The organism is Pseudomonas sp. P8_241 (genome assembly GCF_034008315.1).
In the GTDB taxonomy this organism is placed as follows: domain Bacteria; phylum Pseudomonadota; class Gammaproteobacteria; order Pseudomonadales; family Pseudomonadaceae; genus Aquipseudomonas.
This window is the reverse complement of record NZ_CP125377.1, coordinates 5,019,608-5,035,608: the sequence shown is the minus strand read 5'-3', so window position 1 is coordinate 5,035,608 and position 16,001 is coordinate 5,019,608. Positions and strand designations below refer to the sequence as shown.

14 protein-coding genes are annotated in these 16,001 nt (G+C 54.7%); 7 read left to right on the top strand and 7 right to left on the bottom strand.

Annotated features, from left to right (window positions below; translation table 11 throughout):
* Nucleotides 1-89 precede the first annotated feature (89 nt).
* Nucleotides 90-980, top strand: a complete 891-nt coding sequence (locus tag QMK58_RS22395; RefSeq protein ID WP_053155862.1) for an ATP-binding protein — start codon at nucleotides 90-92, stop codon at nucleotides 978-980.
* The gene (locus tag QMK58_RS22390) at nucleotides 977-1,459 is read left to right on the top strand and encodes a GAF domain-containing protein (RefSeq protein ID WP_053155865.1); all 483 of its coding nucleotides are present in this window, start codon (nucleotides 977-979) and stop codon (nucleotides 1,457-1,459) included. Before QMK58_RS22395 ends, QMK58_RS22390 begins: the two co-directional genes overlap by 4 nt.
* Here the strand turns inward: QMK58_RS22390 and QMK58_RS22385 are convergent, their stop codons facing one another.
* The 4 genes from QMK58_RS22385 to QMK58_RS22370 form a co-directional block, all read right to left on the bottom strand.
* Nucleotides 1,460-4,405 (bottom strand): HD domain-containing phosphohydrolase, encoded by a 2,946-nt coding sequence (locus QMK58_RS22385; protein WP_320395458.1) that lies wholly within the window; start codon nucleotides 4,403-4,405, stop codon nucleotides 1,460-1,462.
* A gap of 48 nt (nucleotides 4,406-4,453) precedes the next feature.
* The gene (locus QMK58_RS22380; RefSeq protein WP_320395457.1) at nucleotides 4,454-8,083 is read right to left on the bottom strand and encodes a transporter substrate-binding domain-containing protein; all 3,630 of its coding nucleotides are present in this window, start codon (nucleotides 8,081-8,083) and stop codon (nucleotides 4,454-4,456) included.
* Nucleotides 8,084-8,091: 8 nt separating this feature from the next.
* Nucleotides 8,092-8,718: a response regulator transcription factor gene (locus tag QMK58_RS22375; protein ID WP_053155873.1), complete on the bottom strand. Its 627-nt coding sequence runs from the start codon at nucleotides 8,716-8,718 to the stop codon at nucleotides 8,092-8,094.
* A 245-nt stretch (nucleotides 8,719-8,963) separates the two neighbouring features.
* Nucleotides 8,964-9,356, bottom strand: a complete 393-nt coding sequence (locus QMK58_RS22370) for a response regulator (protein ID WP_053155876.1) — start codon at nucleotides 9,354-9,356, stop codon at nucleotides 8,964-8,966.
* A 599-nt stretch (nucleotides 9,357-9,955) separates the two neighbouring features.
* Here QMK58_RS22370 and QMK58_RS22365 point away from each other — a divergent pair.
* Nucleotides 9,956-11,317, top strand: coding sequence for a deoxyguanosinetriphosphate triphosphohydrolase (locus QMK58_RS22365; protein WP_320395456.1), 1,362 nt, complete (start codon nucleotides 9,956-9,958; stop codon nucleotides 11,315-11,317).
* Nucleotides 11,318-11,567: 250 nt separating this feature from the next.
* Here the strand turns inward: QMK58_RS22365 and QMK58_RS22360 are convergent, their stop codons facing one another.
* From QMK58_RS22360 to QMK58_RS22350, 3 genes are read right to left on the bottom strand one after another with little or no spacing between them, the layout of a single operon-like run.
* Nucleotides 11,568-11,912 (bottom strand): hypothetical protein, encoded by a 345-nt coding sequence (locus QMK58_RS22360; RefSeq protein ID WP_053155879.1) that lies wholly within the window; start codon nucleotides 11,910-11,912, stop codon nucleotides 11,568-11,570.
* Complete coding sequence (locus QMK58_RS22355; RefSeq protein ID WP_053155882.1) at nucleotides 11,909-12,298, bottom strand: phage holin family protein; 390 nt, start codon at nucleotides 12,296-12,298, stop codon at nucleotides 11,909-11,911. Before QMK58_RS22355 ends, QMK58_RS22360 begins: the two co-directional genes overlap by 4 nt.
* Nucleotide 12,299: 1 nt before the next feature.
* Complete coding sequence (locus QMK58_RS22350) at nucleotides 12,300-12,614, bottom strand: DUF883 family protein (RefSeq protein ID WP_053155885.1); 315 nt, start codon at nucleotides 12,612-12,614, stop codon at nucleotides 12,300-12,302.
* 328 nt (nucleotides 12,615-12,942) lie between these two features.
* Between QMK58_RS22350 and QMK58_RS22345 the strand changes: the two genes are divergently transcribed.
* The 4 genes from QMK58_RS22345 (at nucleotide 12,943) to QMK58_RS22330 (ending at nucleotide 15,931) form a co-directional block, all read left to right on the top strand.
* Complete coding sequence (locus QMK58_RS22345) at nucleotides 12,943-14,151, top strand: ammonium transporter (protein ID WP_320395455.1); 1,209 nt, start codon at nucleotides 12,943-12,945, stop codon at nucleotides 14,149-14,151.
* Nucleotides 14,152-14,244: 93 nt separating this feature from the next.
* The gene (locus QMK58_RS22340) at nucleotides 14,245-14,481 is read left to right on the top strand and encodes a glutaredoxin family protein (RefSeq protein ID WP_053155893.1); all 237 of its coding nucleotides are present in this window, start codon (nucleotides 14,245-14,247) and stop codon (nucleotides 14,479-14,481) included.
* A 171-nt stretch (nucleotides 14,482-14,652) separates the two neighbouring features.
* Nucleotides 14,653-14,970 (top strand): transcriptional regulator, encoded by a 318-nt coding sequence (locus QMK58_RS22335; protein ID WP_053155896.1) that lies wholly within the window; start codon nucleotides 14,653-14,655, stop codon nucleotides 14,968-14,970.
* 70 nt (nucleotides 14,971-15,040) lie between these two features.
* Nucleotides 15,041-15,931, top strand: a complete 891-nt coding sequence (locus QMK58_RS22330) for a pseudouridine synthase (RefSeq protein WP_053155899.1) — start codon at nucleotides 15,041-15,043, stop codon at nucleotides 15,929-15,931.
* Nucleotides 15,932-16,001: the final 70 nt, after the last annotated feature.

The following is a 16,001-nucleotide window of genomic DNA, read 5'->3' as shown; positions in this document are numbered from 1 at the left end:
GCCTTGTGCAGCGGGGTGAGTCGCTTGTTGGACGCTGTGTTTCGTCGTTTTACCGCCATCATTACTGTGAACGTGCCCTAGGAGAAGTCGTGGATTCCCGATTGAATGCTTTTCTTGAACGTGCCGATTCCGTTCTGGCCCGCATCGAGCCCTTGCTGCCTGCTCCCCGGCAGGCCATTGACTGGACTCAATGCCTGGCTGCGCGCTGGCAGCGAGAAGGTCGCAGCGGATTTCTGTTACCACTGAAGGTCAGCCTCGACATGCGTCTGTCGGACCTGATCGGCGTCGACCGGCAAGTCGAGCAGCTGGGGCGAAATACCCAGCAGTTCCTTGACGGCATGCCTGCCAACCACGCATTGCTGTGGGGTTCGCGCGGCACCGGTAAATCGTCGCTGGTGCGCGCCTTGCTGGCCGAGCACGCCGCGGCGGGACTGCGTTTGATCGAGATCGAGCGTGATCACCTGGCCGACTTGCCCCGCGTCGTTGAACAGATCGCCAGGTTGCCCCAGCGTTTCGTGCTGTTTTGCGATGACCTGTCGTTCGAGTCAGGGGAAGGTGATTATCGGGTGCTGAAGAGTGTCCTCGATGGCTCGCTGGAGCAGGCTCCGGATAACGTGCTGCTGTACGCCACGTCCAACCGTCGCCACTTGGTGCCAGAAAAGGAAAGCGATAACGAAAACTGGAAACGCGTCGACGGTGAGCTGCATCCAAGCGAGGCGGTGGAAGACAAGATCGCGCTGTCGGACCGCTTCGGCCTATGGTTGTCATTCTACCCGTTTACCCAAGAGCACTTTCTCAACGTCGTCGAGCACTGGATCGGGCAATTGGCCGACAAGTCGGGACTGACGTGGCAGCGCACCGAAGAGCTGGACATTCTGGCCGTGCGTTGGGCCACGGGCCGGGGCAATCGCAATGGACGATGCGCCTATCAATTTGCCCGTTATTGGGTCGGGCTGAAACTGTTGGAGCACAAGGCATGATCGATTTACAAAAGAGCGGCCAGGGCCTCGAAGGCTACGGCATGTTGCATGCGCAACTGGAGTCCTTGTTGGCGCACGAGCGGGATTTCATTGCCAATGCCGCTCAGTTTTCGGCGTTTCTGTTCAATCAGCTCGATGACCTTAACTGGGCCGGTTTCTATCTCAATCGCAACGAAGAACTGGTGCTTGGCCCGTTCCAGGGGCAGATCGCGTGTGTGCGAATTCCGTTTGGTCGTGGTGTGTGCGGGGCAGCGGCGGCGACCTTGCAGACTCAGCGGGTGGAGGACGTACACGCGTTTCCCGGCCACATTGCCTGCGACAGTGCATCGAACAGTGAACTGGTCGTGCCGTTGGTAAAGGAGGGCCGATTGATCGGTGTGCTCGATCTCGATAGTCCGAAACTCGCGCGTTTCACCGCGCAGGATCAGGTGGGCATTGAACAGTTGGCAGCGATTTTTTTGCGCCTGACAGACTGCTGATCAACTCGTTAAACCAGCCTTGCTCAGCAAGCTTGCCGTGTCCACGGCGTCGATCTGCTGTGGATCGAGAAAACGCCGGGCGTACTGCAAATAGATGTGTGCGTCGAGAAATAGCCCGAACAGTTCCGGGTCGATGTGGGCGTCACGGCACATGAAGGCCATGATGCCCAGCGCTTCGCTCAAGGTCTTGGCCTTCTTGTATGGACGATCGGCGGCTGTCAGTGCTTCGAAAATATCGGCAATCGCCATCATCCGTGCCGGCAGGCTCATGTCTTCGCGTTTCAAGCGTTTTGGATAACCGGTGCCGTCCATTTTTTCATGATGCCCACCGGCCAGTTCCGCGACGGTACTCAGGTGGCCGGGGAAAGGCAGATGGTTGAGCATCAGAATCGTCTGCACCATGTGGTGATTGATGATGTATCGCTCTTCGCTCGTCAGCGTGCCCCGGGCAATGCTCAGGTTATACAGTTCGCCTCGATTGTACTTGTAGGTCGGTACATCGAGTTTGAATCCCCAGGGATTGTCTTCCGGGATTCGTTCGTTCTCGGGGCGCTCGAACAGGTGTTCGGCTTTGTCCGCCAGCAACGGTTCATCGACAGGCAGGGCGGGCGGCGGCGTTTGTGCCTGTCGCCGGTTTTCTTCCCAGGACACACCTAAACGGTCATCCAGGGTTCGGCTCCAGGTCCGTTGGGCCACCGCGCGCAAACGCTGCATGTCGGCCTCGGCCATGGCTTCGCTACCGAGGTTGCAACGGGCGACGAAGGCAAAATCATCATCCAGTTCGGCCAGTTCGGTACTGCGCTGCTGCACTAGCCTTTGTTCTTCGCCACCTTGGGCAAGGGCTTGCCAATAGTTGATCCAGACATCGCGTTTAAGCACCTCGAATCGGGTGCGGATTTCATGGATGCGATCATTCAGGGTTTCCAGTTTCGTGGCTTTGTCGACAACGTATTCCGGGGTGGTGACCTTGCCGCAATCATGCAGCCAGGCGGCAATGTGCAGTGCTTCCCATTCATCCTCGGTGGGTTGATAACTCTTGAAGGCAGGTGCCTGGCTGGCCGCTGCCGCCTGAGCGAGCATCAGCGTCAGTTCCGGCACTCGCTGGCAATGACCGCCGGTATAGGGACTTTTGGCGTCGATTGCTCCGGCCAGTAGTTGAATGAAGGCGTCCAGCAGTTGTTTCTGCCGAGCTTGCAGGCGCTGACTTTCGATACTCACCGCTGCCGCACCGGACACTGCCTGGAGAAACGCGATGCGGTCCGGTTTGAGTTTTTCCAGGTCACTCTGGCTACCACTGTCGGACAACAGGAAGACCAGCAGGCCAACCGTTTCATTATGCCGATTGTGCAGTCGGATACCGATCAGGTGAACCCGCGGACATTCCAGCGCGAGCATCACTTTTTGCAAATCCCCCGCCTGTTCGAACCCGAGACTGCTGACAACATTGTCGGCCTTTGCCAACTGTTGCAGCCATAACGGGCTTTGCGGGTCTTGGAGCGCGTGAGCCTGAATGTCGAATGACGACAAGTCCTCGGCGCTGTCGTTGATCACCAGTCCTTGGGGCTCCATGCGATCACCGTCACCCTCACGCAGGTAGATCAGCCCGGCCTGGGCCTGACCGATTTTCACTGTTTCAAATAGTACCCGTTGCAACAATGGGGCAAAGCGGGTTTCAGCACTGAGGCTGTCGGTGATCTGGAAGAAGCTCGCCAACGTGTCCTTCATGCGCGCCATGGACACGCTCAGTTGGTCCACCTCCAGAACCGGCGAGCGACGGGAAAGCGGAAAATTGAAATCGAAACTGCGAATTGCGTCGGCTTCCTGCACCAGCGCCCGTAGGGGTTTGACCAGGACTCTGGAGATCAGCCAACCCAGCGGCAAGCACAACAACAGTGTTGCCAATGTAATCAGGGCACCTTGCCAGCGCATGCGATAGGCATCAACGAGCAACTCGTCCTCGGGCACCAGCAATGCGAGTTGCAGTCCATTGGGCCCTCCCTCCTGCATGCTGCTGCGGGCCACGATCCACTGTCGGCCGTTGGCGTTCAGTCGATTGCCTTGCGGAGGGCTTCTGAGCAGGGCGCCAAGACTGGGGCTCAGGTCGGCAGCCTTGGCGAGGCGCGCCGTCTGATCGTCGATGATCAACTTGCGGCTGTCGGGGTAGGCGATGGCATTGCCTTGGGCATCGAACAGCACAATTTCAGTGTTGGGGGTCACGACGTGCTTGGCCAGGGTCGCGCTGAGTTCGGCCAGGGTCAGGTCAGCGCCGATGATTGCGTTATCACCGCTACGGCGGGCCAGTGTCGTGCCAACCTCATGGGTGGAAAAAAAGATATACGGCTCGGTGGTGATTTGATTGTCATCAAGGCGGGCCTTGGCAAACCAGGCGCGGGTGCGTGGATCGTAATTATCCCCCGGGTTGTCCTGACGGCTGAGCAGGGTCAGATTCCGATCGAAGAACAGGGATTTTGAGCGAGGCTGGCCGCTGTCGTCATGCTCGATGCTCCAGACCTGATAGTGCGCTGCCTCGGGAGCTTTGAGCAGGGCTTTCAGATCCTGGGTCCGCAGCGGACGAACCATGAAGAAATCACCGTTGTCATAGCCCAGGTATAACGAGGCCAGATCGGGATTGTCCTTGAGGGATTGGCTAAACGGCTTGAGCAGTGCCAGGCGTTGCTCCAGGTCCGACGACTGGCTCGCCGGGTTGGTCGCCAACAGGCTCAGCAGGTGTCGAATCGGTTCATAGGTGGCATGCAGGTCCAGGCGGACATCCTGCTCAATGCGGTTGAAGAGTTTTTCACTGCTGGAAAGGATGATTTGCGTGGTTTGCCGATAATTGAAAATGCCCAGCACCACTCCGGTCAGCAACAACAGGAAGGTGAACATGACGCTGATATGGACGTGCAGCGGAAACCGGCGTGGGTCCGGGCGCAGTGGGCTTGGCATTGCAGGTTCTCCAGGAGGGTTAACGCACTGCTTAGCGTCCAAGCATAGTTAAGGCTCTGTCATTCTGCTTTCGTCGTTTTTTCTGATTTGTATCCGCAATGCATGCTCCAGTTCATCCATGGCGCGCTGAAGGCTTTTTATGTAAACGGCCATTTCGTTGTCATTGAAGATCCCTTGGCAGGTAGTTTCGAGCGCCTCGCAACTTTCGATCAAGCGAGAGGCTTGCACGATCCGTGCTGCACCCTTGATTTTGTGTGCGATGTCGAGCAATGCCTGTTTGTCCCCGGTCTGAGATAACGACTGCAGTATTTGCAGGTCCTGACGGTTGCTGTCCAGCAACTCGGTCAACAAGCGCCTGTCCAGCACCGGGTTTCCTCCCGTCAGCAGGTGTAGCCCCTGCAGACTGAATGCAGGCTTGTCGATGCGCGGTTTTACCCCTTCAACCCATTGACTCAGGGCGTTCAGAGGAAGGGGTTTGAACAGGCAATCATTCATCCCGGCCTTTTTGCAGCGTTGTATTTCTTCGGGCTGAGCGTTGGCGGTGAAGCCAAGAATGGTGCAAGCAGGGCGTCTGTGTTGGTGCTCATGTCTGCGAATGGCTCGAGCCAATTCGTAGCCGCTCATGATGGGCATGTTGCAGTCCGCAATAACCAGATCAAACGGCTCGATTTTCCACGCATCGAATCCTTCCCGACCATCCATCGCGACTTGGTATCGATGTCCGAGAAACTCCAGTTGCTGGCACATGAGCAAGCGATTGGCCGAGTGATCGTCGACCACCAGTACATTCAGCGGGGCTTTGGCGACATTGATCTGTACCTCGGCTGGTTGTGCTAAATGCTGCACAGGCAGCGTTTCTAGCAAGAGAGATACCTCGACCTGAGTGCCGACGCCCGGCTGACTGTTCAGTTGCAAGCTGCCGCCCATCATTTCGCACAAGTTACGGCTGATCACGAGACCTAGCCCGGCACCACCTCTGGCGGACTGCACGGCGTTGGCGGCCTGGGCGAAAGGTTCGAACAGGCGCTGTTGATCCTGATCGCTAATGCCAATACCACTGTCGTGGACTTGTAAACGTAACTGCACTTGTTCGGGCTTCGCGGCGTCTTGCAGCTCGACAATCACTTTGACCTGACCCCGTTCCGTAAACTTGATGGCATTGCTGATCAGGTTCGACAGCACTTGCTTGAAGCGTAACGGGTCGAGCAGAAGATCGATTGTCGGCCGGACGGGATGGAATTCCAGTGAAAGCTCGAGCTTTTTCTGTCGCGCCAGGCCATCGAATATTCGAACCACCGACGCCACTAGTTCACCTGGGTTGACGCGCTCAGGGCTCAGACTCAGGTGTCCGGATTCAATCCGGGCGATGTCGAGAATGTCGCCAATCAGATCCAGCAGATCCTTCGCCGAGTTGTACGCGACATCGATAGCCGGACGATCTGGATGCTGCTGATCAATGCGTTTTAGCGTCAGTTCGAGCATGCCGATGATCGCATTCATCGGTGTACGGATTTCATGGCTCATGGTCGCCAGGAACGTACTTTTGGCGCGGTTGGCGTCATCGGCACGCTCTTTCGCACACCGTAGATCATCGAACAGTTGTCGCCGTTCACTGATGTCGATCCAGCCGCCGATGATCCCTTGTACTTCACCGCGGGAATTGCGATAGGGAAGAATCCAATGATAAATCGTCAGCCGTCGCCCGCCGATGTGCAACTCCCGATCGACAATCAACGGTCGTCCTTCGGCGATGACCCGCTGGTAATCAGCCTGGTACTCCCGAGCCTCGAACACGTTGCTGATGGTCCCTTGCATGACACTTTTGCCAATGACATCTTCGCGTCTGGCACTGAACGCTCGCAGATAGCTGTCGTTGCAGCTTTGCAGCAGGCCCTGGCGATCGCGTACGTAAATGGGATGCGGTGTGCCATTGACCAGCGATCGCATGAACTCGTATTGGTCGTTCAGTGCACGCTCGGCTGCTTTGCGCTGCTTGATCTGACGCCGCATGTAATCGTTCCAGGCAACGGAAATCAGCAGCAACACACCTGCCCCGATGACGATCTGATAGAACACCCGGTGATAGTTTCGCCAAGTGCTTTGCGAGGATGCGGAATAACCCCGCCAGCGGCTGTTGATGATGCCCAGTTCTTCAGGCGCGATGCTCAGCAGTGCCTTGTCGAGAATGGCATTCAGCTCCTTGGCTTCCTGAGCGGTGGCGAGAGAGAACGCGGCCTGTTCGGTGCCGATGGTCGTGCTGATCTGCAATGTGTGTTCGAACAGTTGGGACGAGATGAAATAGTTGGCAGTAATCAACGAGTTCACCGCCCCTTCGGCGAGCATTTCAACAGCGCTGAAAGTGTCTGCAGTTTCAATCAATTTGATCCGGGGGAACTCCCTGCGCAGATATTCCATCAGCGGATTGCCTCGGGCAATTGCCAGGCGTTTGTCATCAAGTTGCGAAAGATTGGTCGGGCTGTCGGTAGCTTTACGGGTCAACAGGACGTAGGAGTTTTCGAGAAAGGGGCGGGTGAAGTTCAGCGTGGTTTGACGTTGGGTGCTGGGAAGCAGGGCTGCGATCACGTCGGTCTGATTGTTTTTGATTTGTTCGATCATCTCGTCATCGCTTCGGCTGCGGCGGATATCAAAGCGCAAACCGGTGCGTAGTCTGATCAATTCAAGCAGGTCGGCCGTGACGCCGCGAAGTTTGCCATCGCTGTCAAAAAAGGTCAGCGGTGCAAATGCTTCATTGGCAACTACACGCACGATTGGATGTTGCATCAGCCAGCGCTCCTCACGGTCGGTGAGTTGCAGCTTTTGGTCGGTCAGGAGAATGTCGCTGCCCGCGCTCCACCGTTTGGCGATACTTTCTCGTTCACTGACCGGAATGGCGGCGATCAGCGTGTTGATGATGCCGAGCAGTTCCCGGTGACTCTTGCGTACGGCGAAGCTGAAACCATGGGCTTCGTGTTTGCCGAAGTTGGCCATGCGAATATTGTTCAGGTACCCCTTGTTGATCATGTAGTGGGTTGAAATGGTATCGCCCAGGAAAACGTCCGCCTGATCGAAGGCGACGGCGTTTATTGCGTTCTGGTAGGAAGGATAGGACGTGATCATTGCGTTGGGGTACAGCGCCTTGACCTCCGACAGCGGCAAATAGTGATACACCATGCTCAGACGCAGTCCTGCAAGACCTTCGGTCAGGGACCGGGTTTCTCCCTCCCGGGTCACCAGGACAGGCTGATCCACGGCATAGGGAGTGGAAAGGGCAATGTCGGCATTGCTGGCTTCGTATCCATTGGCGGTACCAAGCAGATCGACTTCGCCGTTTTCCAGTGCGGCGATTGCCGCCCCGCGCGACTCGAAGCGCTGAACCTTGATGGGCAATCCGGTAATTTTGCTCAGGATACCAGCGTAGTCAGCGGTGTACCCTTCGTAGTCGTGACGGCTGGTGGTCAGATCAAAAGGTGGATAATCGGGAGCCGAAGTGCCGAGACTCAGTTCGCGTTTCTGTTTGAGCCATTGTCGTTGTGATTCATCCAGTTGAACTTCCAGATTTCCGGCCTTTGAGCGTCCGAGCAACCTGTAGTTCTCACTGGCCTGCGCCGCGGACACAAGAATGCTCAGGCATAAACCTGTTGTTACCCGTATCAGATCATCCATTAAACGACTGGGCATTCAGGCTCTCACACAAGTGCGTTGCGTTTTGCCATCTCAATGAGTTCAACCAGAGATTTGGCCTTGAGTTTTTGCATGAGTCTTTTTTTATAAGTACTCACGGTCTTGTTGCTGAGGAACATGCCTTTGGCAATTTCCTTGTTGGTGCGCCCTTGTGCAAAAAGTTGCAGCACCATCAGTTCCCGGTCGTTCACCGACTTGAAGAGCTCCAGTTCGGCGCAGCGTGCTTCATCGCCACGCACGGGATTCAAGGCTTCGCTGGGAAAGTAGTTGTAACCTGATAACACCGCTTTAATCGCACTGACGAGTTCACTCAGGTCCTCTTGTTTGCACACATAACCAGAGGCTCCTGACTGCATGCAGCGAATGCCGAAAAGTGTCGGGCATTGTGCTGTCAATACGAGTGTTTTCAGCGGGGTACTCATGGCATTGAAACGGGAAAGTACTTCCAGACCGTCCAGCTTCGGGATGCTGATGTCGAGAATGACGAGGTCAGGCATGCATTCGCGAACCATTTGCATAGCGTCGACCCCGTTATCCGTTTCGCCGACAACTTTGTAACCTTCGTGTTCCAGTAACATTCGAACGGCAAGGCGGATGACTGGGTGGTCATCGACAATAAAAACGGAGTTCATAATAAAATCCCATGCGAGCTCAGATAAAGCGCGCACCTTAGCTCAGATGGTTTGGCTCACGTGTGAACGGACTGACCTGTAGCATCAATATAGGAAAAATCCTACACTCGAAGGAGAAGCGGACTACATGGCAACTGGGTTTTTTATAAGAAATCTTGAAAGATCACACAAATTATCCGTGGTCTTGGGTGTCATCTCTTGTAAGCTTTATGAGGATTAGTTATCTGCTGTTTTGGTGGTGTTTTTTATAATGTTGCCAAGGTCAATAAATTTCTGAATTCTGTTTGTTTCAGTGGTTTGATCAAGTATCCGAGCAATGGCAGTCCGTATTCAGTCGCTTGTTTCTCGAGCCCGTCCAACTCAGTAGATGTCAGGCTGCTGAGAAGAATGGCTTGTCTGATCATTCCGCGATGACTGGCGAACTGCACCAGGTCGAGCCCAGTCAAGTCAGGTAAGCATTGATCACATAAAAGAATATCAAAGGGTTGCGCGGCTCCGAGCATTTTTTGCATGGCGCCTTTGGCACTGTCGGTGGCGGTCAATTGGGTGAAACCATAACTTTCCAGCAAGTATTGAGTCGCTCTGAGCTGGAAGGGGTGGTCTTCCACCAGGAGAATGCGTAGATCGTCGTCAGCCATGGAACACTCTCATCTGTCGAACAGAGGGAGGCTGATTGTTCCCTGATAAACGCCGACTTTGCGATCAGTTTGCTCGGCGTGAGCTGTAGGGCGATTCCGTTAGACTTGAGTGTATTTAAAACTGAGAGGGGGGATCCGCCATAAAGTAGGGTGATATGGCCGATCTATCGAAACTCAATTAGAGGTTGGAACGGTCGGTAACTTCCAGTGACACCTGCGGCGTGTCTTGTTGGTCAAAACAGGCGCGGGCAGCAGCGTTGGTCAGCTGCTCGATTGGTTCGCCGCGCAGACTTCTGGTGTTGTTGAGCTTAAGGGTTGTGACGCGTCAGTTCTTCAATGACACATCAAAGTAAATGAAAGTTGTTTTCTGAAAAAAAAGCACAGCGGTTTGATAAATATTTTCGTGTGGTAGGTCTGAAGTTGAGTTCGTTTTTAAATTGGTAGGGTAGGGCGGTTTGTTATTGTGAATAGATAGCGATTGGCGGGCTGAAAATCAAGTCTTTGGGGGCGTCTTGAGTTTAGGGTTATAAATGGATTTTGAAATGTAATCCAAATAAGCTATTATGTCGGGTATTATATAAGTGGTTTGAGAGGCTGTCATGGAAAGCATGAGTTGGGATAAGTTGCTGAATAACACTCGTCTTGGCGGCCGGCCTCCTAAATCTGAGCTGGGCCGTTCACCTTTCCACTCGGATCATGACAAGGTTGTTTTTTCCGGGGCTTTCAGGCGGCTCGCAAGGAAGACTCAGGTTCATCCTCTCGCTACCAATGACCATGTTCATAATCGACTCACACACAGCCTGGAAGTCGCTTGCGTTGGTCGCACGTTGGGCGTGAGAGTAGGCCAAGAGCTGCTGAATGAAAGACTTATCCCTGGGCAACATTCAGCTTCTGATATTGGTGATATTGTCCAAACTGCTTGTTTGGCTCATGACATTGGTAACCCTCCATTTGGACATACAGGTGAAGAAGCTATTCGTCACTGGTTCTCCAGTGATGTTGGAGCAAAGATGATTGAACACTTGCCATTCAATGAAGCTACTGATTTGCGTCGATTTGAAGGTAATGCCCAAGGGTTTAGGGTTTTAACCACCTCAGAGTATCATCCGTATGAAGGAGGGATGCGCCTGACCTATGCGTCATTGGGGGCTTTCATTAAGTATCCCTGGCTGTCGGGTGATGCTATAAACCTGCAAAGACCTCTCCAGAACAAATACGGTATTTACTGCTCTGAGTTGGATTTGTTCAATGAAGTGGCCGATGCGACTGGTTTGTTGAAACTGGGTGATGGTTGGCGGTGCCGTCATCCGCTGGCTAATCTGATGGAGGTCTCTGATGACTTCTGCTACGCCATTCTTGATTTGGAAGATGGTGTAGAGATGGGCATCCTTGAGTGGGATAAGGTCTTTGAAATCTTGTGCCTTGTCCTTGGTGACCACCAGAAAAATCAGCTTGTCAAAGAAATCCAGGGCATGAAGGTGGGTCGAAGGCTCTCCATGGTTCGCGGAAAGGTCATTTCAGCTTTCGTAGATGCTGGAGCGGCAGCTTTCATGAATAACCACAATGAAATCATGACTGGCACGGTATTAGGTATCTTGGACCTCTGTGATAAGAACGTGCGTGAATGTGTAACAGCTGCCAAAGGTCTTGCCCGAGATGAAATTTTCCAACACCCGCGCAAGGTTGAGTTAGAAATCGGGGCTTATAGCACCATTTCTACGTTGCTTAATGTTAGCTGCTCTGCTGCTTTGGATTATGTCAGAAAGGGCGGTGTAGCTGATTCCAAAACGAGAAGGGTGGTTGAGCTTTTTGGGTTGGACTTGAAAAATTTAGATGGTCATGCGGGTGTTTCCAGGGAGTACGGTGCAATCATGCAGGTTCTGGATTACGTGAGTGGTATGACAGATAACTACGCTATGCACTTGGCTCGCCAATTTAATGGAATGGGCGGAGAGCGTTGAGTTGCTAATGTTGATCTGCCAATTAGTTCAAGGTTGCGCAGCGTTTTTCCGAGGCGTTCGCGTGTAAGCAGGGTACGCACTCCATGTCAGATGGCCTGGCTTCCCGTCTCGGGGCGGGACCTGCAAGCGGAACGACTGTCCGCAGGTATCGATTTCGATGAGCAGCGGATTGTCGCCATTGAACAGGTGCAAGGGATTGCCTTCCTCTATAAAGAAAGGCGTCCCGCTATTATCGCCAGAAGGCGAGTGATCAGTTTTTTCGCGAAGAGCCCTGAACGATCAGCTTGATCAGCGGACCCAGCGTGGTGCCGAGACGGATCAATCGGGTGAGGCTATTGATGCCACCGCCGTTTTTTGCCCCCTTGCCAGTCAGAAAACCCAACAGGGTGACAGCGGCCACACCCCAAAGTGGCGCGTGCTTGATGCCAAGACCTTCCTGCAGATTTTGCGTCATCCCGCGCACACGATGCAGGGGTTGCAGCAGTTGCCGCGATTCATGACGGATTTCCTGGCGATGCATCTCCATGCGCAGGCGGATCAGTGCCTTGCGCATTTCCGCACGCGAGCTGTTGCGTGGCAATTCAGGCAGGTTCATGGCAACAGGCGCTCCCGATCATTGGCCAACTCTTCAAGCGTCCCATGGAAGGGTGAAGACTCATCAAAAATCGCCGATCTCAGGCGGATCCCGCAAAAGATCGCCGCGAGGGTGTAGAACACACAGAGTCCGATGATGGCGGGTAGACGATAAGTGTCCCAAAACAGTATCAACACGAGCGTCGACAGCCCCACCAGTAACAGCAATGCAAATACCAATGCCAGCCCTGCGAAGAGCAAGAGGCTTACGGTACGAGCTTTTTGTTCCTGCAGTTCAATGCCGAACAGTTCAACATGGCTGTGCAGCAGTCCGAGGAATGCGGCAGCCAGGCGCCGCGATGAGGAGCTTGTGCCCGTCGCAGACGAGCCGATTTCATCAATAGCCATATCAGCGGCGACTGGCCAGCAGACCAATCAGGAAACCCACGCCGGCCGCGATTCCGACGGATTGCCAAGGATTGGCCTGGACGTACTCTTCGGTCGCGCTTACTGCAGCCTGGCCGCGTTCGCGCAGGGAGTCCTCGGTCAGTTTCAAGGTTTCGCGGGCGCGCAAAAGACTGTCGTGGATCTGCTCGCGCAACTCATCGGCCTGATCACCCGCCAGGGTGGCGGTGTGTTCGAGCAACCGTTCGGTGTCGCTGACCAGGGTCTGGAAGTCGTTCATCAGGATTTCTTGAGCAGTCTTTGCCTTGAGGCTGGCCATGGGTGATCTCCATATAAGTGGCGTTCTGAAGCGTTCGAGTATGAGCCTTCGGCGAAGGTTCAGTACAAATCACTGGTACAACTTTTGCTATGTCGTGGTGCGTCACTCTGCGTCCTGCGCTATCGCCGGGCAGGAATTCAGTCAAACCGTAACACCAATAAACAGAAATCGCCGCAAACGTCAGGGCCATGTTGTGACCTTGACACAAACAGTGCGCCAAACCGGTTCAACCGGATCTGCGCGCTGATCTTCGAAGCTGCAACTTGGTGCATGGACAGCCCACGCGAACTGCTTTGGTGCTTTTTTCAGCCATAAGGTCTGCCAACCCATGGAAAATCTGCAAAGCGCTGTGGACAGTCTGGTCCATAGCTCCAACACGCTGTTTATTTTGATCGGCGCGGTCATGGTCCTGGCCATGCACGCCGGTTTTGCCTTTCTGGAAGTCGGGACGGTCCGACAAAAGAACCAGGTCAATGCGCTGTCGAAAATCCTCAGCGACTTCGCCGTGTCGACCCTCGCCTACTTCTTTATAGGCTATTGGATTTCCTATGGGGTGACCTTCTTGCACCCGGCGGCTGAACTCAACGCCGATCATGGCTACGGGCTGGTCAAATTCTTCTTTCTGCTGACCTTTGCAGCAGCAATTCCAGCGATCGTTTCCGGCGGCATTGCCGAGCGTGCGCGGTTTGTGCCTCAGTTATGTGCAACCGTGTTGATCGTGGCCTTCATTTATCCGTTCTTTGAAGGCATGGTCTGGAATGGCAACCTTGGACTGCAAGTCTGGTTGCTGGAGCGCTTTGGCGCCAGTTTCCATGATTTCGCTGGTTCTGTAGTGGTTCATGCCATGGGCGGTTGGCTGGCATTGGCGGCGGTCTTGTTGCTCGGGCCGCGAAATGGCCGCTATCGGGAAGGACGACTGGTCGCGTTCGCGCCATCGAGCATTCCGTTTCTGGCCTTGGGCTCCTGGATCCTGATTGTCGGCTGGTTCGGCTTCAACGTGATGAGCGCGCAAACCTTGCAGGGTGTCAGTGGCCTGGTGGCAGTGAACTCGTTGATGGCCATGGTCGGCGGCACGATGGCCGCACTGATCGTTGGCCGCAATGACCCGGGCTTCCTGCATAACGGCCCACTGGCGGGACTGGTGGCGATCTGTGCCGGTTCTGACCTGATGCACCCTGTGGGAGCGTTGGTGACCGGGGCAATCGCTGGCGCGCTGTTCGTCTGGTGCTTCACTGCCGCCCAAGGCAAATGGCACATCGACGATGTGTTGGGCGTGTGGCCGTTGCATGGTTTGTGCGGTGCGTGGGGCGGGATTGCCTGTGGCATCTTCGGCCAAAGTGCCTTGGGCGGTTTGGGCGGGGTCAGCATGATCAGCCAGTTGATCGGCACAGCACTGGGCGTTTTGGTTGCACTGATCGGTGGGTTCACTGTGTACGGCATTATCAAAGCGTTTCATGGACTGCGCCTGAGCCAGGAAGAGGAGTACTACGGCGCGGACCTGTCGATCCACAAGATCGGTGCTGTGAGTCAGGATTGAGTTGCCTTCTGGCGCTTGTGTTCCGGGTTCTTTGGCTCGACGGTTTTTCGGGTCGGGCCTAGAATGGTCACTCAATTTTCCGGTTGAGCACTCATGCCTCCTGAATGTCAGTTGTTCGGCACCCTAGGGTGTCATCTCTGTGAAGTGGCTGAAGCCATGCTGATGGAGTTCGTCGAACGCGGACTGCTGGTGGAGCTGGTGGATATCGCTGAGGACGAAACGTGGTTCGCAGCGTACAGCTTGCGAATCCCGGTACTTCGACGGGTGGATACCGGCGCCGAACTAGGCTGGCCATTCAGCGCCGATGAAGTGGTTTGCTTCCTGCGTTAAGCGATTTTTTTCGTTCGTGGTGTTCCGCCTGTCGAACTTTACGATGGTTCCCCTTGGCTTATCGGGTGTTGTTCGGATACTGTATGCTCATACAGTTATTCGCTATGCCTGCTGTGCCGCTCCTGATGTTCAGGTTGGGGTATTCAGGTCCAGGTGTGAGAGGGATGAATCGTGGTCAATGTCGAACAATTGAAGAACAGCGTGAACCGCATGTCCGCCGAGGTCGTGCGCGAAGCGGTCCTTGAGTTACAGCTGGACGGCCTGGTGACCGAGCGCAAGACGCCCTTCAACAAAACCCATTTCAATACCTGTTTCGCAGAAATCGAAGCGTTGTTCCAGCGCGCGGGCTATCACCGGCAACTGGACGTCGTCGGCTATGAGGGTTTGTTGTATGCACTCTACGATCCGGTTCGCTGGGAGGCGGTCGATGTGTTGCGCTGGCTCAAGGAGTACACGGAAGCGGCAGCACTGAAGCAGATTTCGGCCTGAGGATTCTCTTCTGGGCTCATTCTCACAGCTGTTGGATAATGCCGCCCTGTATTGAGGTTAGAGCGTTTGTATGTCCACTTCTTCTTTTTCCGCGGCACACAACCAAGCCAGCACGCTTTATCTGCCGCCGGGCCCTTGGTTGACCGTGCTCGATTGCCTGTGTGAACACTTCAGCGCCATCGGCCGCGAACAATGGCTGGACAGAATCGCTCGTGGTCGCGTCCTGGATGGTCAAGGCCTGCCGATCGCCCTGGATCTTGCTTACAAGGAAGGTTTGCGCATTCACTATTTCCGAGAAGTCCCGGACGAAAAACCGATCCCGGTAACCGAATCGATTTTGTATGCGGACGAGCATCTGGTGGTTGCCGACAAACCACATTTTTTGCCGGTGACTCCGGCGGGTGAATATGTGGAGCAGACGCTTCTCAGACGTTTGATCCGTAGGCTGGATAATCCGCATCTGGTTCCGTTGCATCGTATTGATCGGCATACCGCTGGGCTGGTGCTGTTTTCTGCCAACCCGCAAAGTCGTTCGGCCTATCAGTCGTTGTTTCCGACGCGCCAGATCGAAAAGCGCTATGAGGCAATCGCTGGGGCATTACCGCAACATGTTTTCCCATTGGTCCATAAAAGCCGGCTTGTCGATGGCGAACCGTTCTTTCGCATGAAGGAAGGGCCGGGGGCAAGCAATACTGAAACAGCTGTGGAGGTCAGGGAGAAACAGGGTGATCTCTGGCGGTATGGGTTGTATCCAGTGACCGGCAAGAAACACCAGCTACGGGTGCATATGACGGCTCTGGGAGCCAGCATCTGCAACGATCCGTTTTATCCCGTGGTACTCAAGGATGCGCAAGATGACTACGCCAACCCACTGAAACTGCTGGCGCAGGGTCTGAAGTTCATCGATCCGGTAACAGGCCAGGAAAGAGCATTCGAGAGTGAAATCACCCTGAATTGGTGATTTGTACAGCCAACGAAGTTTTGCCCCGAACACGAAAAAGCCCGCAACCGGCGGGCTTTTCTGTTTTGGG